The 26003-nt window shown below is 59.1% G+C and carries 25 protein-coding genes and 2 pseudogenes; 11 read left to right on the top strand and 16 right to left on the bottom strand.

Annotated elements, in window-relative coordinates:
- The first annotated feature begins 134 nt into the window (after nt 1-134).
- Nucleotides 135-299, top strand: a complete 165-nt coding sequence (locus AF70_RS30115; RefSeq protein WP_081791055.1) for a glycohydrolase toxin TNT-related protein — start codon at nt 135-137, stop codon at nt 297-299.
- Nucleotides 300-315: 16 nt separating this feature from the next.
- Nucleotides 316-555, top strand: coding sequence for a hypothetical protein (locus AF70_RS23965; protein ID WP_028939943.1), 240 nt, complete (start codon nt 316-318; stop codon nt 553-555).
- 45 nt (nt 556-600) lie between these two features.
- Here AF70_RS23965 and AF70_RS23960 read toward each other — a convergent pair.
- A pseudogene (locus tag AF70_RS23960) lies at nt 601-882 on the bottom strand (IS4 family transposase); the annotation flags it as partial.
- Nucleotides 883-1006: 124 nt separating this feature from the next.
- Here AF70_RS23960 and AF70_RS23955 point away from each other — a divergent pair.
- Nucleotides 1007-1678: pseudogene (locus AF70_RS23955) on the top strand (IS4 family transposase); the annotation flags it as partial.
- Nucleotides 1679-1799: 121 nt separating this feature from the next.
- Here the strand turns inward: AF70_RS23955 and AF70_RS23950 are convergent.
- Both AF70_RS23950 and AF70_RS23945 read right to left on the bottom strand, forming a co-directional pair.
- On the bottom strand, nt 1800-2072 hold the full coding sequence (locus tag AF70_RS23950; RefSeq protein WP_028939944.1) for a hypothetical protein: 273 nt from the start codon (nt 2070-2072) through the stop codon (nt 1800-1802).
- A 477-nt stretch (nt 2073-2549) separates the two neighbouring features.
- Nucleotides 2550-3284: a thioredoxin family protein gene (locus tag AF70_RS23945; RefSeq protein ID WP_028939946.1), complete on the bottom strand. Its 735-nt coding sequence runs from the start codon at nt 3282-3284 to the stop codon at nt 2550-2552.
- A 201-nt stretch (nt 3285-3485) separates the two neighbouring features.
- Here AF70_RS23945 and AF70_RS23940 point away from each other — a divergent pair, with 201 nt between their 5' ends.
- Entirely contained in the window at nt 3486-3878 is a 393-nt protein-coding gene (locus AF70_RS23940; protein WP_019580775.1) for a hypothetical protein, read from the top strand.
- Nucleotides 3879-3896: 18 nt separating this feature from the next.
- Here the strand turns inward: AF70_RS23940 and AF70_RS23935 are convergent, their stop codons facing one another.
- From AF70_RS23935 to AF70_RS23925, 3 genes are all read right to left on the bottom strand, one after another.
- Nucleotides 3897-4766, bottom strand: a complete 870-nt coding sequence (locus tag AF70_RS23935; RefSeq protein ID WP_028939947.1) for a DUF6279 family lipoprotein — start codon at nt 4764-4766, stop codon at nt 3897-3899.
- Between the two features lie 77 nt (nt 4767-4843).
- Complete coding sequence (locus tag AF70_RS23930) at nt 4844-5560, bottom strand: TorF family putative porin (RefSeq protein WP_028939948.1); 717 nt, start codon at nt 5558-5560, stop codon at nt 4844-4846.
- 209 nt (nt 5561-5769) lie between these two features.
- The gene (locus AF70_RS23925; RefSeq protein ID WP_017337097.1) at nt 5770-5958 is read right to left on the bottom strand and encodes a hypothetical protein; all 189 of its coding nucleotides are present in this window, start codon (nt 5956-5958) and stop codon (nt 5770-5772) included.
- Nucleotides 5959-6309: 351 nt separating this feature from the next.
- Here AF70_RS23925 and AF70_RS23920 point away from each other — a divergent pair, with 351 nt between their 5' ends.
- The 3 genes from AF70_RS23920 to AF70_RS23910 all read left to right on the top strand — a co-directional run bounded on the left by AF70_RS23920 (nt 6310) and on the right by AF70_RS23910 (nt 10024).
- A complete protein-coding gene (locus AF70_RS23920; protein ID WP_007942143.1) occupies nt 6310-7146 on the top strand; it encodes a S1 RNA-binding domain-containing protein in 837 nt (278 codons plus the stop codon).
- A 334-nt stretch (nt 7147-7480) separates the two neighbouring features.
- Nucleotides 7481-8926 (top strand): NCS1 family nucleobase:cation symporter-1, encoded by a 1446-nt coding sequence (locus AF70_RS23915; protein WP_028939949.1) that lies wholly within the window; start codon nt 7481-7483, stop codon nt 8924-8926.
- A gap of 165 nt (nt 8927-9091) precedes the next feature.
- Entirely contained in the window at nt 9092-10024 is a 933-nt protein-coding gene (locus AF70_RS23910; RefSeq protein WP_028939950.1) for a DMT family transporter, read from the top strand.
- Here AF70_RS23910 and AF70_RS23905 read toward each other — a convergent pair.
- Entirely contained in the window at nt 9960-11150 is a 1191-nt protein-coding gene (locus tag AF70_RS23905; protein ID WP_028939951.1) for an MFS transporter, read from the bottom strand. The genes AF70_RS23910 and AF70_RS23905 overlap by 65 nt on opposite strands.
- Nucleotides 11151-11254: 104 nt before the next feature.
- Between AF70_RS23905 and AF70_RS23900 the strand changes: the two genes are divergently transcribed.
- Together AF70_RS23900 and AF70_RS29915 are read left to right on the top strand one after the other, a co-directional pair.
- On the top strand, nt 11255-12148 hold the full coding sequence (locus tag AF70_RS23900; protein WP_019648044.1) for a LysR family transcriptional regulator: 894 nt from the start codon (nt 11255-11257) through the stop codon (nt 12146-12148).
- Between the two features lie 140 nt (nt 12149-12288).
- On the top strand, nt 12289-12417 hold the full coding sequence (locus AF70_RS29915) for a PA1414 family protein (RefSeq protein WP_007914492.1): 129 nt from the start codon (nt 12289-12291) through the stop codon (nt 12415-12417).
- 186 nt (nt 12418-12603) lie between these two features.
- Here AF70_RS29915 and AF70_RS23895 read toward each other — a convergent pair whose 3' ends face one another.
- The 6 genes from AF70_RS23895 to speB form a co-directional block, all read right to left on the bottom strand.
- Nucleotides 12604-12855 carry a phosphopantetheine-containing protein gene (locus AF70_RS23895; protein WP_026345692.1) on the bottom strand — a complete coding sequence of 84 codons (252 nt, stop codon included), beginning with the start codon at nt 12853-12855 and terminating at the stop codon, nt 12604-12606.
- Nucleotides 12856-12908: 53 nt separating this feature from the next.
- Complete coding sequence (locus tag AF70_RS23890; RefSeq protein WP_028939952.1) at nt 12909-13634, bottom strand: MBL fold metallo-hydrolase; 726 nt, start codon at nt 13632-13634, stop codon at nt 12909-12911.
- Nucleotides 13635-13719: 85 nt separating this feature from the next.
- A complete protein-coding gene (locus tag AF70_RS23885; RefSeq protein ID WP_019580767.1) occupies nt 13720-15099 on the bottom strand; it encodes a sodium:solute symporter in 1380 nt (459 codons plus the stop codon).
- Between the two features lie 247 nt (nt 15100-15346).
- Nucleotides 15347-16858, bottom strand: a complete 1512-nt coding sequence (locus AF70_RS23880) for a cytosine permease (protein WP_019648047.1) — start codon at nt 16856-16858, stop codon at nt 15347-15349.
- A 54-nt stretch (nt 16859-16912) separates the two neighbouring features.
- Nucleotides 16913-17335, bottom strand: a complete 423-nt coding sequence (locus tag AF70_RS23875; protein ID WP_018929906.1) for a nuclear transport factor 2 family protein — start codon at nt 17333-17335, stop codon at nt 16913-16915.
- A gap of 9 nt (nt 17336-17344) precedes the next feature.
- Nucleotides 17345-18295 carry an agmatinase gene (gene speB, locus AF70_RS23870; protein WP_007942156.1) on the bottom strand — a complete coding sequence of 317 codons (951 nt, stop codon included), beginning with the start codon at nt 18293-18295 and terminating at the stop codon, nt 17345-17347.
- Nucleotides 18296-18668: 373 nt separating this feature from the next.
- Here speB and AF70_RS23865 point away from each other — a divergent pair, with 373 nt between their 5' ends.
- Both AF70_RS23865 and AF70_RS23860 read left to right on the top strand, forming a co-directional pair.
- Nucleotides 18669-19562, top strand: a complete 894-nt coding sequence (locus AF70_RS23865) for a LysR family transcriptional regulator (RefSeq protein ID WP_007938472.1) — start codon at nt 18669-18671, stop codon at nt 19560-19562.
- A gap of 4 nt (nt 19563-19566) precedes the next feature.
- A complete protein-coding gene (locus tag AF70_RS23860) occupies nt 19567-20160 on the top strand; it encodes a tRNA-uridine aminocarboxypropyltransferase (protein WP_028939953.1) in 594 nt (197 codons plus the stop codon).
- Between the two features lie 184 nt (nt 20161-20344).
- On the opposite strand, the gene AF70_RS23855 is transcribed toward AF70_RS23860, so the two are convergent.
- The 3 genes from AF70_RS23855 to AF70_RS23845 all read right to left on the bottom strand — a co-directional run bounded on the left by AF70_RS23855 (nt 20345) and on the right by AF70_RS23845 (nt 25476).
- The gene (locus tag AF70_RS23855) at nt 20345-21709 is read right to left on the bottom strand and encodes an HlyD family type I secretion periplasmic adaptor subunit (RefSeq protein ID WP_028939954.1); all 1365 of its coding nucleotides are present in this window, start codon (nt 21707-21709) and stop codon (nt 20345-20347) included.
- Nucleotides 21710-21931: 222 nt separating this feature from the next.
- Nucleotides 21932-24091, bottom strand: coding sequence for a type I secretion system permease/ATPase (locus tag AF70_RS23850; RefSeq protein ID WP_028939955.1), 2160 nt, complete (start codon nt 24089-24091; stop codon nt 21932-21934).
- Between the two features lie 26 nt (nt 24092-24117).
- Nucleotides 24118-25476, bottom strand: coding sequence for a TolC family outer membrane protein (locus tag AF70_RS23845; protein WP_019580761.1), 1359 nt, complete (start codon nt 25474-25476; stop codon nt 24118-24120).
- Between the last annotated feature and the right edge of the window lie 527 nt (nt 25477-26003).

Here is a 26003-nt window from a genome sequence, read left to right as displayed (position 1 = left end):
AGCAGATTCGGGCTGCCACCAATGGCGACTATGTACTTGGTGGTTCGCGATTTGCAGCCGAAATTGAAGCTATGATTGGGCGACGAGCTCGGCGGGGATGCCCGGGCAGACCGAAAAAGCATTCGATTTTTTAGATGGAAAACGTGGTCTGTCCCCGTTTCTCCCTAAAGCCTATCCCAGAGGTAAACTCTGGAAGCGCGGCTCTTTGGTTTGGAAAGCCTGGCATGGGGACTCAGTATCAATTACCTATGAGCATTGATGAGTTGGTGAAGGAAGGTTTCATCAGACCGATAAAATAACCTGAGGGTAGCAACAATGGATCTTGAGCAGTTAGCCGATTATTTTTTCAAATATGCGCGTGAGCAGGGAAATCCATATGAGAAATTTCCTTTAGGAACTGAAGTGGATGAGTTTGGTGCTCCCTATATTGAGATTTCTGAAGCTGGGAAGCTGTCCATTGTTGCGAAAGATCGCGGTGAAGAATGTCTAAGAAAAGAAACGACGTCACCGGAAGTGTTGGCCAAATGGGTGTATGAGATTTTCAATAGGGAATAATAAAGCGACTTAAAGGTAAGAAATGGGGGCGGATTTGAATGGCACTTACCTAACATGTTTAGCGTGCCCATTTTTCCTGACATCCACCCTTGCTGACCGACGTGATTTGGTCAGCAAGGGGTAGGCTTGAGGTCTTCGTTTTATGGCTCGCGGCTCGATACGACCGGGTTGGTTTCCAACGCGCCTTTGAGCGATCAGCGTCAATAAATTTGACAGGCCATCCTCTTCGTCAGAGCCGCCATATTGTCGCAGCGCCAGCCATAGCTGAAGGCTGTTTTTGAAGCTCAGTTCGCGAGGTAAGCAGTCAGCTAATAGAGCCGATTGAGAAAAACGGGGACAGACCCTGAGAAATCCCCGCTTTTTCCTACGAGAAATCAAGAAGTTGGGAATTGTAGAGACCTGCATGGGGCGGCAGCTTGTATTGCACCACACAAAAACAAGATCCGAACCCATGCAGGCCATCCGATTCTTACACAGCGCGCTCGCTCAAGCACTTCCCACTGTCCATTCTCGTCGTCTGAAAACATTGATGTGTTGTGTCAGCGCATTACTCCAAGGACGTCGGCTCACTCTGACGGGGCTTGGTCGATTCATGTCAGGCAAGGCTTACCCCAAACACGCCATCAAACGAGTAGATCGGTTGCTGGGTAATCGGCATCTGCAAACCGAGCGCTCGCTGTTTTACTGGGTCATGTTGCGAGCCTTGCTGGGGTCGCTGAGACATCCGTTGATCCTGGTCGATTGGTCGCCGATCGATGCGGCTGGAGAGTTCTTTTTGTTGCGCGCTGCCATTCCTTTGGCAGGACGTTCGTTCCCCATTTACGAGAGTGTTCATGAACGCGAGGGTTGTCCGAAATATCAAAAACGGTTGTTGCAAACCTTGGCCGAAATGCTCCCCAAAGACTGCGTTCCGATCCTTGTCGCTGATGCGGGTTTTCGCCGGCCATGGATCAAAGCCGTCGAGGCGAAAGGTTGGTATTACGTGGGGCGAGTGCGTAACCGGGACCTTTACCGCAACGACGCACACACTTGGCTGCCGGTTAAAAACCTCTACGCTCTGGCGTCGTCCTCACCGAAATCACTGGGTCAGATCGAGATGACCCAAAGGGATCCCTCAGGGACAGACCCCGTTTCTCCTGCCTCCGGAACGCATTCCTGTGACGAGCGTGCCTTCTGCGTAAAGACGCTCAGCTATTTGAATTCCCTATGTAAAACGGGCGACCCATAGGTCGCCCGTTTTACATTTACTCCGCAGCCTGCGCCCGCAATCGCCTGCCAATCACATCCATCAAATCACAACCATCCCGCAACGGTATGGCCAGCAGTTTTGAAAAGTCGGACAGCACCACCGTATCGCAACCAATCTCGGCGCGAAAGGCGATGTTTTCCAGCACCTGGGTGACGGTGCGAATGCGGTAGTCGGCCATGGCGTGCAGGACGTCGAGTGGGGCTTGGGTGTCGATGAGCAGGGAGGCCGGGATCAGGTCGATTCCGGTGAGGGGCATGTATCGATTCATTTGAAGATCTCTGTTTGATGGGCTAATGCCGTCACTCAGTCGTCGCCAAACGAGAGGGTGGCAGCTGTACGCAGGTTGGCGAACCGGTACAGAGAAACCGGCAGATCCGAAGATCTCCCGCGCACAGCCGCCATAAATAGCGGCTTTGCGGGTGCGTTGGCGCCTGCAATTAAGCTGATAGCCTTCGCATTCTCTATAATCAGGTCGCCAAACCTGAATCGCCATTTGGGCGACGGGCGGACTATAAGCTTCATCGTTCCAGCGGTGCAAGACGACTGTTTCCGAGGTTGTTGTAGGGCGTTTGCCTGGCGGCAGTTGGGCAACCGGACGCGGCCTACAGAACACTACGCAACTTTGTGGGAGCGAGCCTGCTCGCGATAGCGGTGTATCAATCAACATCAATGTTGAATGTTAGTCAGTCATCGCGAGCAGGCTCCCACAGTGGATTGGTGGTGTTCATACTCGGCCCATGCGGGTCTACCCCCCATGGCAGCAACTGGCCGGCGCCTTGTCCTCATACCGATCGTGATGTCTCACCCAATCCATGATTTCCTCTTCATTACGCCCCTTAGGCGTGAGGTCCAGATAGTTGTAGGCGCCGACCAGCAAATCCAGGCCACGGGCATACGTTGAATAGGTATGGAAAATCTCCCCCGCTTCATTGCGATAAAACACGCTGAGCCCTGGGAGTTCTTCCTCAACACCGTCAGTTTTTTCGTAGTTGTAAGTAGCTTTTCCAGCGGCGACGTCTTCGGCCCGGGCGCAGACACCGAAGTCGTAGTTGAAGTCGCAGCCTTCAGATGAGACCCAATCGAATTTCCAGCCCATGCGCTGTTTGAACGGTTGGAATTCGGCGAACGGTGCGTGGGAAACCGCGACCACGGCGACGTCGTGGTGGGCCAGGTGGTGGTTGGCGCCGTCGATGTGGTCGGAGAGGAACGAGCAGCCTGGGCAGCCTTCGTCCCAGCCGGCGGCGAACATGAAGTGGTAGACGATCAACTGGCTGCGGCCGCCGAACAGGTCGGTCAGGCTCAGTTCGCCGTTGGGGCCCTGAAAGCGGTAGGGTTTGTCGATTTTTACCCAGGGCAGGGCGCGGCGTTCGGCGCTGAGTTTGTCTCGTTCTTTGGTGAAGGCTTTTTCGTGGGCCAGGTGTTGTTTGCGGGCCGCGACCCATTCTTCCCGGGACACGACCGGATGATTCTGTATGTTCATGCTGATTTCTCCTGCTTGCTGTGGCGAAAGTCGATCCGCGCAGAGGGGTAAACCGTCTTACACAGCCTAGTCGTTTGGCCTGCGCTCAAATCGACAGGCCGCCGGTCGGTTGGGGGAGAGACCTCGGCTGAACGGCTGCACTCCCTGTCGGTCACAACCTATGAAGGCCATTTCACTCGTGGGCACTGGAGGTTGATCAGGATGACGACTTATAACTGGGATTTGATCGAGCATTTACTGCACGAAGTGCAGAACAGTGCTGGCCGCAGTTTCACTCCACGGCCTTATGCCGAGCAGTATGCGGCGGCGAAAGCCTCCGCGGGCGAGCCGTTCGAGAATCTGGATCGCCTGAAAACGGTGGCCGGTGAGTACGAAAAAATACTGCTGTTGCGGGGGTATATCGAGCCTCGGCCGGAGGATCAGGGTGGCAATGGCGAGAATTACATTTTGACACCCCGGGGCTCGAGTTTGTTGAGCCTGATCGACAGCAGCATCCCGGGAAATGAGCATCCGCGCCAGGTGCTGGATGAGCAGGACGATGCGCTGGATGAATTGACGTTTGATGAGGTGGCGTCGAAGGCGCAGATTGCGTGAAGCTTGCAGCTTTAGAACTTATCCTCGTTGCGCCGCTTTCAGGCATTTCAAATCAGTGAAGTCCTTGCGCATGTCTTCAATCTTTTGCAGCAACCGTTGACGCTGAAACGGCGTGCTTTCGGCCATCAAGTCCACCAACAACGCTCGAGCCTGGGCTTCGGTGTTGGCGTAGGCTTCACGGTAAGCGGGGGTCCATAAACTCTCGCGATCAACCAGAAGCGTCTCGATTTGCCGTGGGAATTGCGGACTCTGACGTTGCGCGACCGCCGCGCTGAATTGCTGTTGCCAATGGACGCGGTTGGCAATCCATTCTTTGTTCTGATCCCCCAGGGCGTTCGACCAGGCCATCACCCGTTGCTGTTGGGTTGGGCTGAGTGGTCCGAGCCAGGCATTCAGGCGTTTTTCCATGCGCTTGCTTCGCTCTTTGATCTGTTGCTCTAGAGGTGGCTTCAGATATTCCTCCTGGCGTTTGCGCAGGTCCTTGGCGAAAGCGTCGTTCATTTCCGCGACTTGCTTGTCATCCAGCCCTTGCAACAGTTCGATGGCCGATGGGGTGATTTCCCGGGCGGTTTCGGCGATGGCTTGTTTGGCTTCCTGGGTACGGGCTTGCAGCTCAGAGTCGGTGATCTGGTTGGTCTCGATCATGGTCTGTAAACGATTCAGCCAGTCGAGGTAACCGGGTAGTTGCGTGGTGCAGTGCCAGCGCAGGTGTTCCTTGAGACGCTCGTTCAACCAGTCTTTTTGCTGGCGGTTCATGTCCAGGTAGTCGCTGAGCGTCCAGGGAATGATCACGTCGAGGTTGCGGTAAGCCAGGCCCACGCGGGTGCAGGCGGCGATGGTGAGGCTGAGCGTGAGGATGACGGTGATCTGTTTCAACCAATGCGACATGGCAAGCCCTTGCGAAGACCTGGTTTTTTATTGGGTTCTCTTATGTGAACGCAGGACGAGCCTGTCAGTTCAGCCGATTAATAGAAGGCGCGTACAGCCTTGAGAGTGACCAGGCCGTCGCACTCGCTATTGTGGCCGGAATAGGCGGAGCAATCGCTGCCGCTCAGGCTTGAGTCACTGTAGATCAAGTCCAGGTCGATACCCATGAACGGCCGGGACAATTTCACCGACCAGTCGGTAAAACTGCCTACATATCCACCGTCAACGGACACCGGCGTATTGAGCTGGTGAGTGGTGTATTTCAGGCTGACCCCGATGCCGAACGGCTGATTGCCACTGAGGTCGGCGAACAGGGTGCTGTTCTGTTTGTCTGGGTCGTTGCTGAAGGCAGCGCCGAAGCGGCTGCCCAGCAGGGTCAGGCCGCCGAACAACTCCTGGCTGTCGAGGGTATCCACTTTGGGATAGCTGTAATGGATCATGCCCACTTCGTAGCCGAGGGAGTGATCGAAGGGCTGTTTAAAGCCCATGTAGGAATCGACTTCAAGGTTGCTCGAAGGACTAAGCCCCATGCTGGGGGACCATTGGCCCACGTAGAAGCCGCTGTCGTGGCTCAGGTCGAGGCCACCGTGGAACGAGCCGGTCGTCGAGGGTTTGACCAGCCCTTGGGCCATGCTGCGGCTGGGGGTGGTGGCGAGTTTGAGATCGAAATCGCCCAATTCGCGCTGGAAGACTTGCGCATGGGCGACGGAACACCACAACAGGCTGGCGAGCAGGAGAAAAGGGGGCTTGAGCATGCGTCACTCCATGAGCTGCGAGGAGCAGGTGGTGAAAACCTGCTGAAACGCTTGATCCAGACACGTGCAAGCATACCGGCGAATGTTCGGCATCGAGGGCCGTTCGTCGATTGTTGAAATATTGATTTGTTTTATGGGGTGTTGCTGGAGGGTTCCAGTCCAAGCGCTTCGAAGCTCAAAGCGCTTAGGGACCAGTTAAAGCGGGGGAATTACTTTTTGCCCAGCGTGATCTGCTTGGACGGGCCGAACGTCTGGCCGCTGACGCCTTTGGCAATTTGCTGGATCTCGCCACCGGACTTGAGGAACGCAGCGATCTGATTGTTGATCGATTCGCTGGTTTCAACGGCTGGAGCTGGCTTTGCTTTGCTGTTGGATGCTTTTACACGCATGGCGGCCATTAACCTGTAGAAATTAACTTGGCCAGGCATCGTACAGGAAATACTTGACAATTGCTTGGTAAATATCCTCCCGAAATACACACGGCAGGTGCGCGAATAATCGCAAGTTATTATTTGGAATAGTCCCCTAAGCTGCTGTTTTAACTAAAAACCTCAGTGGAGAAATAGTGCTTTTCGGATGGGCTGGCCACCGTCCAGACCACCCGAACGGCCTGACGAGCGGCCAAACACGCCCGCCAAACCCAGGGAAATTAGGGCCTTGCGCGGATTTTCTCGCGCCACCGAGCCGGCCCGCCGAACGCCGCCCGCAAAACCGGGTAGAATGCCGCCCACGCAATGAGGGTATTGGACATGGCTTTAGTCGGGCGTTACAACAGTTTGCAAGTGGTTAAACACACTAACTTCGGTTTATATCTGGACGGTGGCGCGGACGGCGAAATCCTTCTGCCTAATCGTTATATTCCCAAAGATATTCCCAGCGAAGATGAAGATTGGCTCAACGTTTTTATTTATCTGGACAGCGATGACAAACTTATCGCCACCACCGAAAAGCCGAAAGTTCAGGTCGGTGAATTCGCCAGTTTGAAAGTCGTTGAAGTCAACAGCATCGGCGTGTTCCTGGATTGGGGGTTGCCGAAGGATCTGCTGCTGCCGTATTCCGAAGAAAAGCGCCAGATGACGGCCGGCGAGTATGTCGTGGTGCACGTCTACCTCGACAAACACACCCGGCGCATCACCGCGACGGCACGTCTGGACCGTTACCTGGACAAGACCCCGGCCAACTACACCCCGGGCCAGGAAGTTGATTTGCTGGTAGCCGAAGCGACCGATATGGGCTTCAAGGCAATCATCAACAACAAGCACTGGGGCTTGATCCACAAGAACGAAATCTTCAAGTTCATGCGCGCCGGTAAAGAAGAGAAGGGCTTTATCAAAGAAGTCCGTGCCGACGGCAAGATTAGCTTGAGCCTGCAGCCGGTGGGCGAAGCCGCCGCCACCAGTCTGAACTCGAAGATTCTCGCCAAGTTGCGCGACAACAATGGCACCCTGCCAGTCAGCGACAAGAGCGACCCGACGCTGATCAGCAGTATGTTCGGCGTCAGCAAGGGCAACTTCAAAAAGGCCATCGGTGCGTTGTACAAGAACGGCCAGATCGTCATTCACGCTGATCGTATCGAACTCAGCTGACCTGCACCGGCCCCGGTAGGCGCTACCGCAGGTTGTGATCAAAAAAGGATCCAGCCTACGGTAGCCTTCTGCGCAGCAGTCACCCATCTCTTTGTATACATAACGTCCTGCACCGTTTGCAGGCGCGGACGCCCTGTTCATGGGCGTTATCACCCTCTCTACGACTTGAAGGCTGCGCTCTGAACAGGGCTGAAAGCCAGGTTTGTCACACCTTTTGATCGTATGGCACGCATTCTGCGTAGCAACTCGTATACAAACCATGCCGGCTCCCGTACGCAGTGTGCTCGCCACACCCATCTCGGGGGCCGCGCCTGTACTTTCGAGGAGCCCCGCGATGACCGAACAATTGCCCAATGGCTACAGCCCGCGCCTGTATAACCAGGACCTGGGGCCGCTGCCGCAGACATGGAATTGGTACAACATCTTTGCCTTCTGGATGAGCGACGTGCACAGCGTCGGCGGCTATGTGTTCGCCGCCAGCCTGTTTGCGCTGGGGTTGGCCAGTTGGCAGGTGTTGATTGCCTTGCTCGGCGGGATTTGCATCGTGCAGTTGATCGCCAACCTGGTGGCCAAGCCGAGTCAGCAAGCCGCGGTGCCTTACCCGGTGATCTGCCGACTGGCGTTTGGGGTGTTCGGGGCGAATATTCCTGCGGTCATCCGCGGTTTGATTGCGGTGGCTTGGTACGGGATTCAGACGTACCTGGCGTCCAGTGCACTCATCATCGTCGTGCTACGGTTTTTTCCTTCGATGGCGACCTACGCCGAACCGCACTTTGCCGGTTTGTCCTACCTCGGCTGGTTCGGTTTCCTCAGCCTGTGGTTCGTCCAGGCGCTGGTGTTCTGGACTGGCATGGAATCGATTCGCCGCTTCATCGACTGGGCCGGCCCCGTGGTGTACGGCGTGATGTTCCTGCTCGCCGGCTGGATCGTCTGGCAAGCCGGCTGGAGCAACATCAGTTTCACCCTGGCGGAAAAGTCCTTGTCTGGCTGGGAAGCCTTTGGCCAGGTAATCGTGGCAACGGCATTGGTGGTGTCGTATTTTTCCGGTCCGACCCTGAATTTCGGCGATTTCAGCCGCTACTGCCGCAGCATGAATGACGTGCGTCGCGGCAATTTCTGGGGGCTGCCGGTAAACTTTCTGGCGTTCTCGCTGGTGACCGTGGTGATCGTTTCCGGCACCTTGCCAGTGTTCGGTGAAATGCTTCACGACCCGATCGCCACCGTGGCGCGCATCGACAACAGCGTGGCGGTGCTGCTCGGCGCCTTTGCCTTCGTCACCGCGACCATCGGCATCAACATCGTCGCCAACTTTGTGTCCCCGGCGTTCGACTTCGCCAACGTCGCCCCGAGCAAAATCAGTTGGCGTGCGGGTGGCATGATTGCCGCCGTGGCATCGATCTTCATCACCCCGTGGAACCTGTTCAACAACCCAGAGGTGATTCACTACACCCTCGACGTGCTGGCGGCGTTCATCGGCCCGCTGTTCGGGATTCTGCTGGTGGATTACTACCTGATCAAAAAGCAGCAGATCGACGTCGATGCGCTGTTCAATGACGGCCCGAGCGGGCGTTATTACTACAGCGGCGGGATCAACTGGACGGCGGTCAAGGCGTTGATTCCTGCCACCCTGATGGGCGTTGCGATCACTTTCATCCCGGTGTTGCAGCCGATGGCCAACTTCGCCTGGTTCACCGGCTGCTTCCTCGGCGGCGTCCTGTACTTCGCGCTGGCCAGGCGTGAGCAGGCACAGCAATCGGCGGCGCTGGTCATCGCTGGATGACGTACGTGGCGATTTAAAGGTCTTTTGCAGACACCTTTTTCTGTCCATCTGGTTAATAATCGACAGCATAATTTTTCGCCCCGGCACCCTCTGTTCAGCAGGAAGGCCGGGGCTTTGCTTTTACTGTCGAGTCACTGCCATGGATTGTGTTGTCGAGGTGTTCCGGTGAGCGCCACCCGGCGTAGCGCCGATGGGTTTGCCCTGCAAGTGATGGTCGGGCTGTGCCTGATCTGGGGTGTGCAGCAGGTGATGATCAAATGGGCCGCGCCCGACATCGCACCGGTCATGCAGGCGGCGGGGCGCTCAGGTATTTCCGCGTTGCTTGTAGGATTGTTGATCTGCTGGAAGGGCGGTTGGGATCAGGTCGGGACTACCTGGCGCGGCGGCTTGCTTGCCGGCGCGTTGTTTGGCCTGGAGTTCTTCTTCATTGCCGAAGGTCTGCAACTGACCACGGCGGCGCACATGTCGGTGTTTCTCTACACCGCGCCGATCTTTACCGCGTTGGGCGTGCATTGGCTGCTGCCGAGTGAGCGTTTAAGACCGGTGCAGTGGCTGGGGATTTTTCTGGCGTTCATTGGCATTGCCATTGCGTTTGCCGGTGGGGTGTCCTGGGACAACCTTGACCACCGCATGTTGATGGGTGATGCCCTGGGTGTGCTGGCCGGCGCGTCGTGGGGCGCGACCACTGTAGTGGTGCGCGCCTCGCGTCTGTCGGAAGCGCCGGTGACCCTGACGCTGTTTTATCAACTGATCGTCGGCTTCGTCGGCCTGCTGCTGATCGCGATCCTCAGTGGTCAGGTCACCCATGTCAGCCTGACCACGGTGGCGGTGGCCAGCGTGCTGTTTCAGGGATTGGTGGTGTCGTTCTTCAGTTATCTGACGTGGTTCTGGCTACTGCGCCGTTACCTGGCGGCGAACCTCGCGGTGTTTTCGTTCATGACGCCGCTGTTCGGCGTCACGTTCGGCGTGGTGCTGCTGGGTGAAGAGCTGAGCCTGAACTTTGTGATCGGCGCGGTACTGGTTTTGCTCGGGATCACTTTTGTGAGCGCAGAGCAGTGGGTGCGCCGTCGTTTGCGCAAAGCACTTGGGCAACCCTGATCGGGCGCAGCAACAAGCCTGCGGCAATGATAAAACCGCCGCCGGCGATCACCAGCGCGGGTTGCAAGCCACCGCTGAAATGGCTGCTCAACGCGGCTAGCAACGGCCCGCTGAGCTGACCCACGGCGAAGCACGCGGTCAGCAGCCCGGCGTTGCGCTGGGTGGCGTGGGGCGCCAGTTCCCGGGAGCGCTGCATCACCAGTTGCATGCAGGCCAGGAATGGCCCGCCACACAGGATCACCCCCAGCGCCAGGCCGGCACCGCTGCCCAACAGGCAAGCAAACACCCCGGCGGCCTGTAGCCATAGCGTCGCCATCAGCCAATGACGAGTTGCGTTCGGGTTGTGCCGACGCAGGCTCACCAACACGACCCCGGTCGCCGCCGCCAGACCAAAGCACGGCCAGAACAGATCGGCTTGCCATTGCCCATGGAACTGCGCGCTGGCCATTTGTGAGAGGAAAGTGGCCGGGATGATGTAGCCCAAACCGTACAACCCATAGATCACCGGCAAACGTCCGACGCCTTGGTTGATCGACGTGGCGGCAAGCGGTGTCGCTGTAGAAGGGGCCGCCGGTTGCGGCAGGATCGGCAGAATCCCCAGTAGCATCACCAGCCCGACAGCGGCATACACCAACCATAAGGTCGCAGACGTCTGCCCCAGCAGGTTCGAGCCCAAGGCCAACAACCCTGTCAGAAAAATCCCCAACCCCGGACCGGCAAACACCAAGGCGCCGAGTCGCGGACGACCGGCCGCCGCTGCCAGCGGTTGGCTCAACGCGGTAATCATCACCAGCACCCAGGCACTGGCCACGCCCGTGCCGAAACGCAGCGCCAGATGCGCCCAGAACCCGTTGGCCCAGAACGAGGCCAGGGTCAGCAATACACACAACCACAAACCGCCGAGCAGGCGCCTGCGAACCTGATCGGGGCGACGGGCGAACATCGCATCCACCGCGCCGACGAAGTAGCCGAGGTAGTTGGCGGCGGCAATCAGACCGGCGGCAGTCAGGTCGATCTGACCCTCACTGAGCAAGTGCGGCAGTTGTGGGGTGAGGGCGAAACGCCCGATGCCCATGGCCATCATCAGGGCGACAAAGCTGGCGGTTAAGCGAATCAGCGGGGACATGGTCTGAGTTCCGTTTCGAGGATCAATGACCGTCAGGCTAGGACTGATTGACTTTCTTTAAAAATGAATAATAGTGAGAAACTTGTTCTTATTTGGAGAATGGCGTGGAATTCAGCCAATTGCGGATCTTCCAGGCAGTGGCGGAGGAGGGTTCCATTACCCGAGCCGCCGAACGCCTGCATCGCGTGCCCTCCAACCTGTCGACCCGGCTTAAACAGCTCGAAGAGCAACTCGGTGTCGAACTGTTCGTGCGTGAGCGTCAGCGTTTGCAGTTGTCGCCTGCGGGAAAAGTCCTGCTGGACTACACGGCCAAGCTGTTCGCCTTGCACGACGAAGCCCACGCGGCGGTGCAGGGCGGGCAACCGGCCGGGGATTTCGTACTGGGCACCATGTACAGCACCGCCGCAATTCACTTGCCAGAGCTGTTGGCGCGTTATCACCGCCGCTACCCGGCGGTGAACCTGCAAGTACAGTCGGGCCCCAGCGGTGAACTGCTCGAAGGGCTGCTCACCGGGCGCCTCGATGCGGCGCTGGTGGACGGCCCGCTGGAACTGGCCGGGCTCGACGGCGTGCCGTTGTGCGACGAACGGTTGGTGTTGATCAGCGAGGCCGATCATCCACCGGTGCGCAGTGCGCTGGATGTCGAAGGGCGTTCGGTGTTCACGTTTCGCCAGGGTTGCTCCTACCGGATGCGCCTGGAAGCCTGGTTTGCCCATGACCATGCGGCGATGGGCCGGGCCATGGAGATCGAGTCTTATCCAGGAATGCTGGCCTGCGTGATTGCCGGCTCTGGCGTGGCGCTGATGTCGGAGTCGATGCTCGCCAGTCTGCCGGGGCGTGAAAGCGTGGCGGTGCACCCGTTGGCCGAGCCGTTCGCCAGCGCGACCACTTGGTTGATGTGGCGCAAAGGCATGGTCGGGGCCAACCTGAATGCATGGATCGAGCAGCAACAGGCGGTGTATCCGTCGGCAACGGTCCAGGCCCAGGCAAATGTTTGAACGAACGTCCAAGGATTTGGATCAATTCAGTAACAGATCATTGCGATCTTGAGCGAGCATTGCGTAGGACTTCGGACTATTATCAGTGCGAAGGGGCTACAGAACTTCGGCCGCTCGGCACGACCCTGAAGGGGGGCATCATGAAAGAGAAAATCCAAAACTGGCTGCATGACCTGGGTGTCGCACTCGGTTTGATTGAACCGCCTCTGCAACCGGTGCCAATTCGCACTGATGACGAACAACGTCGCCGCCAGCAGCGCCGTCGGTAAGTCTGGAAAATCACCTGTGGCGAGGGAGCTTGCTCCCGCTGGGGTGCGCAGCGGCCCCATTCATCGCCACTCAGGTGGGTCAGGTTGAGCGCGAGTGCAGCTTGCGATTGCTGCGCAATCGAGCGGGAGCAAGCTCCCTCGCCACAGAGGTTCGTTCGGCCCATCGGATGTATTTAGCAATCCGTTTCAATACCGCCCAATCTCAATCAAAAACCGGGTCAAGTCATTCGCCGTCCTGGCAGTCTTGAGTATCCGGTCTTCTTCGGCGGTAAACGCCGTCAACCCCAACTGATCCTCCAGACGGAAGATCAGCTCTTCAATATCCTCTTTGTCCAATCCCAACTGCATCAGGTTGGTGTTGTCGTCGAAGTCATCCTGGTTTTCCAGCAGGCGGCGGATGCGACGATGCACGGCGGCACGAACGGCGGCTCTTGTCATGAGGTCCTTCTTCGAGAACGTTATGAGGTCCCTGACGCTGAGTACAGCAGGCTTCAGGCGTGTCGGCGCTGCCACTCGTCAATCATCGAGCGCAGATACCCCCCGGAAAAACTCCCGAAATGCCCGCCGTGCACCGTGCGGATCGGAATCGCGCGCAAGCGTTGCAGGCTGCGGGCGTAGTCGTCGAGGTTGGAGTGGTAGGCGTTTTCGATCAGCGGCCCGTCGTAGATGATGTCGCCACTGAACAGGGTTTCAGTCGCCGCTTCATACAGGCTGATGCCACCCGGTGAGTGACCCGGCGTGTGCAGCACTTGCAGGACCCGATTACCGAGATCGAGCACGTCGCCGTCTTCGATAAAACCGGTGGCCGGCGCAGCTTTGACCCGGTATTCGGCGTAGCACAATGGGCCGTCGGGGTGAGCCTCGAACATGTCGTCACCGACGAAAGCCTTGCTCAGGGTGTTGTCGCCATCGGGCTCGGCGAGGATCTGCGCTTCGGCCGGATGCACCAGCCGTTCGGGGAACTCGTGATGGCCGGCGATGTGGTCGAAATGGCAATGGCTGGCCACCGCTACCAGCGGTCGTTCGGTGAGCCACGGCAATTGCTCGCGCAGGCTGACCAGCCCGGAACCGCTGTCCAGCAGCAAGTCCTTGTCGCGGCCCTGAATGTGCCAGAGGTTGCAGCGGTAAAAAGGCCGAATGTACGGCTCGTGAATCAGGCGGATACCGTCGCTGAGTTGTTTGACCTCGAACCACTGATCGCGGCTGACGATCTTCATGGGCAAATTCCTTCAGGCGAAAAAAAACGGGTGTGGCAACCGACGCCACACCCGCCGAAGAAAGCATCAGGTCGTTATAGAAATCTTAGGCAGCGCTCGCCACTAGGGCCGGGCGACGGGACAGAAGGCTGACCACCACGAAACTCACCAGGCCCACGCCGAGGCTGTAGTAGATCGGAGTATTGGCGTCCATACCGTCCTTGATCATGAACAGCAGCGCAGTGGCAAAGCCCAGGCCCATGCTGGCGATGGCGCCGGCGGTGGTTGCACGTTTCCAGAAGATGGCGCCGATCAGCGGGATCAGCATGCCGCCCACCAACAGGTTGTAAGCCAGGGTCAGCGCGCTGATCACGTCATGTACGACCAGAGCGATGCCGAGTACGACGATGCCGGTCAACAGGGTGAACAGGCGGTTCATGCCCAGGCTCGACTGTTTGCCTCCACGCAGTTTCGGCAGCAGGTCTTCGGTCAGTGTGGTGGCAGCGGCGAGCAGGCCGGCGCTGGCGGTGGACATCATGGCCGCCAGGGCCGCGGCGATCACCAGACCACGGATACCGTCCGGCAGGGACAGTTTGACGATGGCGGCGAAAGCGTTGTTGACGTTGTCCAGGTCCGGGATCAGCACGTGAGCGGCCATGCCGATCAGGGCGCAGGCCAGGCCGTAAAGGATGCAGTAGAAGCCTGCGAAGGTACCGGCGACCTGAGCCACTTTGGCGCTCTTGACGGTGAACACACGCTGCCAGATGTCTTGGCCGATCAGGATCCCGAAGAAGTAGATCATGAAGTAGGTGATGATGGTGTCCCAGCCAATCGTGGTGAAGCTGAAGGCAGTGGCCGGCAGTTTCAACACCAATTCATCCCAGCCGCCAACGCGGTACAGGCAGATCGGCAACAGGATGAACATCAGGCCGACGGTCTTGATCACGAACTGGACGATGTCGGTCAAGGTCAGGGACCACATGCCGCCGATCGCAGAGTAGATCACAACCACGCCACCGCCGAGCAATACCGAGACCCAGAACGGCAGGCCGAACAGCACTTGCAGCACGGTGCCGATTGCCAGGATCGAAACTACGCCGATCATCAGCGCATACGCCAGCATGATCACCGCGCTCGCGGAGCGGGCCATCGGGTTGTAGCGTTTTTCCAGCACTTGGGTAACGGTGTAGATTTTCAGTTTCAGCAGCGGTTTGGCGAGGAACAGGTTCAGCGCCACGATCCCGCAGCCGAGTGCCGCGCACAGCCAGAAACCGGAGATGCCATGGACGTAGCCCAGGCGCACGGTGCCGACGGTGGACGCGCCGCCCAGAACGGTGGCGGCCATGGTGCCCATGTACATGCTCGGGCCGAGGTTGCGACCGGCGACCAAAAAGTCTTCGTTGGTCTTGGCCTTGCGCATGCCGTAATAGCCGAGCATCAGCATCGCGGCGGCGTAGATGAGTACGACGAATAAATCCAAAGCCATGATGGCGTGTCTCCGATTGTCTTTTTTATGGTGAGGCTGAATAGCAGTGATGCGATGGAACACTTAATTGTGGCGAGGGGGCTTGCCCCCGTTGGGTCGCGAAGCGGCCCCAAAACCTGATAGCGCGGTTCTTCAGTCAGAACCGGTTGTTTGTATTGCGACTGCTGCGCAGTCGAACGGGGCGATGCGGCGTTCCGACAAGCCCCCTCGCCACAAAAGCTCCTCGACACAATTTCTGCGAGTTGAATCAGGCGGCTTGTCGCATCGCCGGTTTACCGAGCGAATCCGTGCCCTTGCTGCGTGCATCGTTGGGGCCGAACACCGCAGCCGATTCCGGGAACAGGCTCAGCAGCGTCAGGTACACCAGCGAGGCCAGGCCGAGGGTTACCGGCAGGCTGATGTCGATCCCGCCGGCCAGATCTCCGAGCGGCCCGACAAACTGCCCCGGCAGGTTCACGAAGCACAAACCGACCGCGGCACTCGGGATCCAGGCGCCCAGGCCACGCCAGTTCCAGCCGTGGGTGAACCAGTAGCGGCCACCTTTTTCGCCACGGGTGAACACTTGCAGGTCATCCGGGCAGTAGAAGCCGCGACGCACCAGCAGGCCGATGATCATGATCACCATCCATGGAGTGGTGCAGGTGATGATCAGCACGGCGAAGGTCGACACGCTCTGCACCAGGTTCGCCGCAAAGCGCCCGATGAAGATGAAGGCAATCGACATCACACCGATCAGCAGCGTCGCTTTAACCCGCGACAGGACCCGTGGAAAGACGCTGGACATGTCCAGCCCGGTGCCATACAGCGACGTGGTGCCGGTGGACATGCCGCCAATCACCGCAATCAGGCACACCGGCAGGAAGAACCAGCTCGGTGACACCGCCAGCAGGCCGCCGACGTAGTTGTTGGCCGCGATGTAGTCCGGTGCCTTGATCGCCACGATGGTGGCGGTGGCCAGGCCGAACAGGAACGGGATGAAGGTCGCGATCTGCGAGATCACCACGGCAGCCATGATCCGGCGCTTGGAGGTGTCACGCGGGATGTAGCGCGACCAGTCACCGAGGAACGCCCCAAAGGAAATCGGGTTACTCATCGCCACCAGCGCAGCGCCGATGAAAGCCGCCCAGAAACCCGGTTGACCGAGGCTGACGCTGCCGGCGTAGTTCACATCGAAAGGACCGGCGAAGGCGAAGACGCCCAGCAGAAACAGCAGGCTGGCGCTCCACACGGCGATCTTGTTGACCCACAGCAGGAAGCGGAAGCCGTAGATGCACACTGTCAGCACCAGGATCGCGAACAGACCGTAGGCCAGGCCCAGGGTCAGGTCGGTTTCCGGCAGGCCGATCAGGCGTTTCGCACCACCGATCAACGCATCACCCGAACTCCATACCGAGAGCGAGAAGAAGGCGATAGCAGTCAGAAGCGACAGGAACGAACCGACGATCCGCCCGTGCACGCCGAAGTGCGCACCGGACGACACGGCGTTGTTGGTGCCATTGAGTGGACCGAACAGGCCCATCGGCGCGAGGATCAGCGAGCCCAGCAACACGCCCAGCACAATCGCCCAGACGCCCGCCTGAAAAGACAGGCCGAACAGTACCGGGAAACTGCCGAGCACGGCGGTGGCGAAGGTGTTGGAACCGCCGAAGATCATCCGGAACAAGTCCGTCGGGCCTGCGGTGCGTTCGTTGTCCGGGATCTGCTCGACCCCGTAGGTTTCAATTTGCGTAAGGCTTTGGTCTTTGTTGTTGTTATTCATGATCTGCTCCGATCATAAAGGCGCGCTCATCGTGCGTGAGCGTCACCTGTTTGGCTAAGGGGGTGGCAGCCCTTCCGGCATTGCGGACAAATGTTCATGGCAGGCCAGCCAAAGGCCTTGTTGTTCTTGGCCAGACGCCTGTTTCTTGAAAACAATCGTCTCGCGTTCCTGGCTGAAGTGTTGCTCCCCTTGCATGCGCAGCTCGGTGGCCACGTCATGGATGAAAATCGCCACGTCACCCTGCAGGCTGACGAAGGCGTTGCTCGAGGTGCACGACAGCACCTCGAAGCCGTCCTCGGCACGCCAGCTGTCCCACAACGCCTGGTAGGCATCGCGCGACAGCAGGGGCTGCTCGAGGGTGTAGAACACGAAGCTGGCGTCGATGCTGAATGCGCCGAAGTAGGCTTCGCGATCGTTTCGGGCAAAGGCCGACACCAGTTCGGCGGCGGCATTGAGTACCTGATCACGTTCGTTCATGACCGATCCTCAGCGATGGACCACGCCTGGCAGTACGCAGAGCATTTCGTACAACAGGTTAGCGCCCAGCAGCGAGGTGTTGCCGGTGGTGTCGTACGCTGGCGAGACTTCTACCAAATCGCAGCCGACCAGGTCGAGGCCTTGGCAGCCGCGCACGATTTCAATCGCCTGAATGGTCGTCAGACCGCCGATTTCCGGGGTGCCGGTGCCAGGTGCCCAGGCCGGATCGATGCCGTCGATATCGAAACTCAGGTACACCGGACCGTCGCCGACTTTCTCGCGAACTTCAGCCATCAGCGGCGCCAGGGATTTGTGCCAGCACTCTTCGGCCTGAACCACACGGAAGCCTTGATTGCGGCTCCAGTTGAAGTCATCAGCGGTGTAGCCCTGAGCCCGCAGGCCAATTTGCACTACGCGGTCGCAATCCAGAAGGCCTTCTTCTACTGCGCGACGGAAGGTGGTGCCGTGGGCGATTTTCTCGCCGAACATGTGATCGTTCACGTCGGCGTGAGCGTCGATGTGCACCAGGCCGACTTTGCCGTGCTTTTTATGAATGGCACGCAGGATTGGCAGGGTGATGGTGTGGTCGCCGCCCAGCGTCAGGGGGATCACATCGTGTTCGAGGATATTGTCGTAGGCCTCTTCGATGATCCGCACGGCGTCCAGCAGGTTGAAGGTGTTGATCGCCACGTCACCGATGTCGGCAACCGACAGCGAGTCGAACGGCGCAGCGCCGGTGGCCATGTTGTACGGACGGATCATCACCGATTCAGCGCGGATTTCACGCGGCCCGAAGCGGGTGCCGGGGCGCAGGGACGTGCCGATGTCCAGCGGGATGCCGATAAAGGCAGCGTCCAGGCCGGCAGCGGATGGCAAATGGGGGAGTCGCAGCATGGTGGCGATGCCGCCGAAGCGCGGCATTTCATTGCCGCCCAGTGGTTGGTGAAGAATCTTGTCCACGGGTAAGGCCTCATCGTCGTTGTTTTATTTATGCAGGTAAGCCGCTCGGGGAGAGACGGGCACCGCTGTGGGCCGATTCTGCGAAATGCAGTGGCCGGGAAGAATCGCTACGGGCAAATACTTAGTTCAGATTTTTCTAAACTAATGGCGGGCGGGAAGATAGACTCCCCACCATGCACCGAACCCTTGTGGCGAGGGAGATCACTGTGGCGAGGGGGCTTGCCCCCGTTCGGCTGCGCAGCAGTCGTAAACCTGCCAACTCGGTCTGTCTGATTGCACCGGGGTGAATGGTTTTGGGGCTGCTGCGCAACCCAACGGGGGCAAGCCCCCTCGCCACAAAAGCAACATGCACTACCTTGCAATGGAGCCCCCCATGGCCAACGCTTTACCCGACCTGAAACTATTGCGCATCTTCGTCAGCGTGGTCCGCCATCAGGGGTTCGCCAACGCCCAGCACGAGCTCAATCTCTCGACGTCGGCCATCAGCACTTATATGAGCCAGCTCGAAGCGGCGCTCGGCCTGGTGCTCTGCCATCGAGGTCGCGGTGGTTTCAGCCTGACCAGCAAGGGCGAGCTGTTCCATCAGGAAACCCTGCGTCTGTTGGCCGAACTCGAAGGTTTCGAACAATACGCCGCCGCCCTCAAAGGCGAACTGCGTGGCACGTTGAACCTGGGGGTGATCGACTCCACCGTCAGCGACAAGGCCTTGCCATTCGCCGAAGCTATCGGCGCCTACAGCCAGGAACACCCGGCGGTGCATTTGCACCTGTCGGTCATGAGCCCCTACGAACTGCAACTCGGCGTGCAGGACAACCGCCTCGACCTGGCCATCGGTGCCTTTTCCACGCGCATGAGCGGTCTGGTCTACATGCCGCTCTACCGCGAGCAACACTGGTTGTATTGCAGCAGTCGTCATCCGCTGTTCAACGAGCGGCGCATCCCGGAGCAGGTCATCACCCAGCAACGCATGGTCGGTCGAGGCTATTGGAGCCAGGCCGAACTGGCGCGTCATGGTTTCAAGCACAGCGCGGCGACCGTGGAAAGTATGGAGGCCCAATTGATTCTGGTGCTGTCTGGCGCCTACATCGGTTACCTGCCGGAGCACTACGCCCAGGCCTGGGCCGACAAGGGGGATTTGCGTGTGCTGTTGCCGGCGACGTTCGGTTATCAGGCGCCATTCTCGATGATCGTGCGCCGTGGCCGCAGCCGCGAGCCGCTGATCCAGACCTTCCGTGATTTGCTCAAAGCACAGCTCAATCAGGCTTAAGAAAATGTCCAGAATCCAGTGCCCGCGCTGCTTGCGTCCGCAAACTCACTGCCTGTGCCCGCTGATCCCAAGCCTGGATAGCCGCACGCGGGTGTTGCTGTTGCAGCATCCGAGTGAAGTGAACCATGCATTGAACACCGCACGATTGGCAGCGTTGGGACTCAAGAATGCCGAGTTGATCGTGGGCGAGGTGTTCGAGGATTTGCCGGCGTTGTTGAATCAGCCGGGTTATCAGGCGCGGCTGTTGTTTCCCGGTGAAGATGCTCAGCCGATGCGGACTTATACCGCCAATGATGAACCGTTGTTGCTGGTAGTCCCGGACGGCACGTGGCGCAAGGCGCGCAAGATGCTGCACCTCAATCCATTGCTGGCGGCGTTGCCCAGAGTGACCTTGGCCGAGGGCGGGGTGTCGCGTTATCGCTTGCGCAAGGCACCTGGGCCTGGGGCGTTGTCGACGGTAGAGGCGATTGTGCAGGCGTTGCAGACCCTCGAAGCACCGAGCAGTTTCGAGCTGTTATTAAAACCGTTCGAGGCGTTGATCGAGGGGCAGATTGCGGCGATGGGGGAGGAGACCTATCAGAAGAATCACGGGCAATGATTCCCTGTGGCGAGGGGGCTTGTCGGAACGCCGCATCGCCCCGTTCGGCTGCGAAGCAGTCGTAAAACCGACTAACGTGGTTTACCTGTTACAACCGGGTTGAATGGTTTTTGGGGCCGCTTCGCGACCCAACGGGGCGATGCGGCGTTCCGACAAGCCCCCTCGCCACAGGATTGAGTCAGACCTACCTTTCGCGCATCGCCTCGGTCCGTGCCTTCAACACCGGTTTAAGCAGGTAATCCAGCACGCTTTTCTCCCCGGTAATAATGTCCACCGTCGCCACCATCCCCGGAATGATCAGCAGCGGTTTCACATCCCCGCCCAAGTGATTCTTGTCGGTCCTGACCTGAATCAGATAAAAGCTGTTGCCCTTGTCATCGGTGATGGTGTCCGCCCCGATCAACTCAAGCCTGGCACTCAACCCACCATAAATCGTGTAGTCATAAGCGCTGAACTTGACCATGGCTTTTTGGCCCGGGTGCAGGAACGCCACGTCTTGAGGGCGGACCTTGGCTTCGATCAGCAGGTTGTCCTCCACGGGCACGATTTCCACCATGTCGCTGCCCGGCTGGACCACGCCGCCGATGGTATTAACCTTCAGCACTTTGATGATGCCGTGAACCGGTGACACCACGGTGGTGCGCGTTACACGGTCGTCGATGGCAATGCTCGTGGCGGTGATTTTCGACAGGTCGGTGCGTTTTTCATTCAGCTCCTTCGCCGCGTCCGAGCGGAAGGATTGTTCGGACTCGTCGATCTTGCTTTTGATCTCGTTGATCGCCGATTCCGCCCGGGGAATTGCCAGGGTCGTGGCGTTCAACGAGCCGCGGATTTCCACCGCGCTGCGTTTGAGCCGCAGGATTTCCACCGGCGACACCGCCCCGGTGCCCACCAGCGGCGCCGACATGTTCATCTCTTGTTGCAGCAGCGCCAGGCTGGAACTGAACTGCCCCTGTTTGGAACGGAACTCCGCCAGCTCCTGGGTTTTTTGCCGAAGTTGTTCGGTCAAGGTGCGCTGTTCGCTGGCCAGTCGGCGCTGGCGTTGTTCGTACAGCGAGCGTTCGTCCTCGGCCACTTGCGGCGCCTTGGCGATGACTTCCGGGGACAGCTTGAACGGCCGGCCTTCCGCTTCGGCAGACAATCGTTCGACCTGCGCGATCAAGGCATAGCGGTCCGCTTCGCTTTCGCCCTTGTTCGACAGGAATCGCGTGTCATCCAGGCGCAGCAAGGTGTCGCCCTTGTTCACCATTTGCCCTTCGCGCACGAAAATCTCGGTGACGATGCCGCCTTCCAGGTTCTGGATCACCTGAATCTTGCTCGACGGAATCGCCTTGCCTTCGCCCATGGTGACTTCCTGTAACACGGCGAATTTGGCCCAGACCAGCGCGCTGATCAGCAGCGCCGCCGCCAGCCACACGGTGATCCGCGACCAGCGCGGTGAATCCTGCAACGAGGCGCCGGCGGTTTCCGGTATGAACTCGCTCTCGGCACTTTTGCTGAAACTGCCGAAGTAGCTTCGGGCCGCTGAATCCGGTGTTTGAGCAGACATGAGGCGATACCCGTCAGTTAAGAGAAATAAGGCCGATCACAAACTTGTGGCGAGGGAGCTCCTGTGGCGAGGGGGCTTGCCCCCGTTCGGCTGCGAAGCAGTCGTAAACCTGCCAGCTCGATCTGTCTGATACAACGGGGTGAATGGCTTTGGGGCCGCTTCGCGACCCGACGGGGGCAAGCCCCCTCGCCACAGGTATCTATTGGCATCGAGTGGGCGCTCCTAAACCGTCGCAGAGCCGACACGGCCCTTGCGCAATGCATCGATCACCGCTTCTTTCGGGCCGTCGGCGACGATCCGCCCGTTGTCCAGCACCACCAACCGATCCACCAGGCTGAGCATCGAGGTACGGTGGGTGACCAGTAGCACGGTTTTGCCCTGGACCCAGCCGTGGAGTTTCTGCCGTAGAAGGTCTTCGCTGCTGTTGTCCATGGCGCTGGTGGGTTCGTCGAGCAGCATGATTGGCGGATCGAGCAACAAGGCCCGCGCCAGCAACACCGCTTGCCGTTGCCCACCCGACAGCAATTGACCGCGCTCGCCCACTGGCCGATCAAACCCTTGCGGATGCTGACGCGCCAGTTCAGTCACGCCGGTCAACTCAGCGACTTCAAGCATCCGGGCATCGCTGATGTAGCGTGCACCGAGGGTCAGGTTGTCGCGCAGGCTGCCGGCCAGCAGGGGCAGGTCGTGAGCGACGTAGCCGATCTGTTGACGCAGGTCGGCGACGTCCAGTTGCCGCAGGTCCAGGCCATCGAGCAGCAACTGGCCTTCTTCCGGTGCGTAGAAACCCATCACCAACCGCGCCAGCGTGCTTTTGCCCGAACCGCTGCGACCGATGATGCCGATCCGTTCGCCCGGCTTCATGCTGAAGCTGACGTTGGCCAGGGCCGGCGCGCTCTGGCCGTTGTAGTGGAACGTTACGCCGCTGACGTCCAGGGCGCCTTGCAGTTGCGTGCGCTCCAGCGGCCGCTGCCTGGCGTCGCGCTCTTGCGGCAACGACATCAGCGAATCGGTGCTTTTCATGGTCAGTTGCGCTTGCTGGTAACGGGTGATCAGCCCGGCGATCTGCCCCAGTGGCGCGAGCACGCGGCTGCCGAGCATGTAGCTTGCCACCAGCGCACCGACGCTGAGGTTGCCGGCGATGATGCTGTAGACCCCGGCGACGATGGTCGCCATGCCAGAGAACTGCTGAATGAACAGCGTGCCGTTGGTGGCCAGCGCGGAGAGGTTGCGCGCATGGCTGTCGAGGCGGGTGAGGGCGCCGTGGGTGCTTTCCCATTTGTGCTGGCGCTCGCTTTCAGCGCTGCAGGCCTTGAGGGTTTCCAGGCCGCCGAGGGTTTCGATCAGCAGGGCCTGGCGCTCGGCACCGAGGCTCAAACTCTTCTGCACGGTGTCGCGCAGGCGCGCCTGAATCACCATGGCGAAGATAATCGTGATGGGGAAGGCCAGCAGTGGAATCACCACCAGCCAGCCGCCGAGCAGGCCGATCACCACCAGCATCAGCACAGCGAAGGGCATGTCGATCAGGCTGGTCAGCGTGACGGCGGTGAGAAACTCCCGCAGGCCCTGAAAGTCATGAATGCTCTGGGCGAAACCACCGATGGTTGCGGGGCGCGCTTTCATCGCCATGCCGGTGATGCGTTCGAACAGGGTCGCCGAAAGAATCACGTCGGTTTTCTTCCCGGCAGTGTCCAGCAAGTGTGCACGAACCACCCGCAGCACCAGTTCAAAACCGGTGCCGATCAGCAAGCCGATCGACAGCACCCACAAGGTTGAAGTGGCCTGGTTCGGCACCACTCGGTCGTAGGTCTGCATCACGAACAGCGGCACCATCAGGCCCAGCAGGTTGATCAGGAAACTCGCCAGAATCGCATCGCTGTACAGCCATTTCGACAGCTTCAGCGTGTCGCGAAACCACGCCTCGACCCGCGGCACCAGCGGCGCGCGCAAGTCTTCGAGTTCATGCCGTGGGCGCGCGAACAAGGCCTGGCCGCTGTAGTTGGTGGCCAGCTCGTCCGTGCTGACCCATTGTTCTCCGCCGTCGGCTTCGCTGGGCAGAATCAGCGCCTGACCATCGTCGCCCCAACGGCGCAAGACCGCGCAGCGGCCATGGTTGAGGATCAGCATCACCGGCAGGTTGAGCGCGGAAATATCCTTCAGTTCACGGCGCAGCACCCGCGCCTGCAAACTGGCCCGGGCCGCTGCGCGGGGCAGCAGGTCCAGGCTCAAGCGTTGGTGTGCCATTGGCAGCCCGGCACTCAGGCTGGCGCGACTGACCGTCGCGCCATGAAGTTTGCAAAGAATCAAAAGGCCGTCCAGAAGCGGATCATCGAAGCTCAGACGCGGATCGACACCCGTGTTGCCGGTTTCCATGCTGGTCACATTGATCGCTCCTACACGGCGTTACTTCATTTGAGTTCAGGCAAGCGTGCTTCGTTTTTCACTTCGGTGGCGGCGATCGCATCGGCGGGCAGCACCACCCGTTGCTTGCTCAGCAACTGACCCATGTTCGCCAGCACCCGGTACATCGAGAACTCCTCGGTGTAGCGCACTTCGGTGTAGCGGCGGTTGGCGTTGTAGAGCTCGTTTTCACTGTCGAGCAAGTCGAGCAGAGTCCGTTGGCCGAGACCGAACTGATCCTGATACGCCGCCCGTACACGGGTGGTGGTTTCGGCATATTCACGGGCGGTCGGGGTTTGTTTCTTGGCGTTTTGCATGGCGTTCCAGGCCAGGTGGATGTTCTCGTTGAGCTGGCGCAATGCGTTGTTGCGGATGTCCATCGCCTGGTTGATCTGATGCGCATCGGAGGCCAGCCGGGCCTTGTCGCTGCCGCCACGGAACAGGTTGTAGTTCATCACCACGCCCACTCGCCATTCGTTGTCGTGGCCTTGATCGCCCTGCACATTGTTATTGGCGCCCACCGCTGCTTCGGCGTCGAAGCGTGGGTAGAACGGCGACTTGGCGACTTCGTACTGGCTTTCGGCCGATTGGATGTCAGCCTGGGCGGATTTCAGGTACGGGTTGTTTTCCACCATGCTCTGCTGGGCTTCAGGCAGGGTGGCGGGCAGTTCGCCGCGGGTCGACGGCGGTGTTTCGAGTTCATCGGGCATGCGCCCCACAACGCTGTAGAAATTCGCTTCGGCATCGGCCAGATCGACCTCGGCGGTGTCGAGGTTGTTTTGCGCCAGTGCCCGGCGAGCGGTGGACTGGTCGGCGTCGGCGTTGCTGCCGATCCCACGCTGGGTACGCAGGCCGATCTGATCGTTGACCCGCATGTGCGCTTGCAGATTGTTCTTGGCCAGGGTCACCAGTTCGCGGCGCTTGAGCACTTCGAGGTACACCTCGATGGTGCGCAGGGCCAGGTCCTGGGCGGTGCCTTGAGCGTAATAGGCCCGCGAGTTGGACACGCCTTTGGTGCGCGCGACCTCGTTGGCGGTGTTGAAACCATCAAACAGCATTTGCCGCAGGCGCAGTTCCGACTGGGTGTAGGTGAGGATTTCGGTGTTGTGATTGCCCCGCGACCGGGTGGTGGTGTTATCGCTGTAGCCGCGCCCGTAGGCGGCGTTCAAATCCACCGATGGATAAAAGCCCCCTTTAGCGACTTTAATCTGCTCGTCGGCCGAGAGCCGGGCATCGACCCGAGACGCCAGTTCCGGGTGGGTCGCAATGGTGCTCTGGATCGCCTCGGTCAATGACATCGCCTGAGCCTGAGAAGCGCAGGCCATGGCCAGCAGAATCGCACTGCAAAGGGGGGTTAAAACGCGCATGGGTGCATCTCCCTGATTCCTGATGGTGCTTAGCGGTCGCCATTTTTTTGACGATATTTTTAGATGAAACCGTTTCATGCCTGTAACAACAGAGCTAAGAACATCCTGAAGCGTAGCTAAGAAAAATTTTTCATAAGGGCTATGCCAAAAAAAACTTATGCGGCCTGAAAAATCCAGCACATTGTTCAATGCGAAAGCCTTTGTTTTATTGGCCTTCTGGAGCATCAACAGGGTTTTGGAAAGTTCCATTCACTTTTCGACATAGGGCGAAGAAGTGCTGGAGGGGAGGAGAGCGAGACGGTTTAGAGGCGACATTTTTTTGTCGCTCGAGTGATTCAAAACCGTTACGCATGCGTTTGCAGGCCGGTCGTTTTGGAAATGGGTCCCGATGCCATTGATTGCAGAGGGTTTTATCCCGATCCCAAGACACCCCCCTCGCAAGCGACACGCCTGGCGAGAGTGTCGGGAGGCAGCGGTTTACTTCAGGTAAACGCTTTCCGGTACACGGGTCTCGGGCAACCTGCTTG

Origin of the sequence: Pseudomonas sp. KD5, from assembly GCF_012932895.1 — a bacterium.
Taxonomy (GTDB): Bacteria; Pseudomonadota; Gammaproteobacteria; order Pseudomonadales; family Pseudomonadaceae; genus Aquipseudomonas.
The sequence above is the reverse complement of the archived record's forward strand: the minus strand, read 5'-3'. Positions and strand labels throughout refer to the sequence as shown.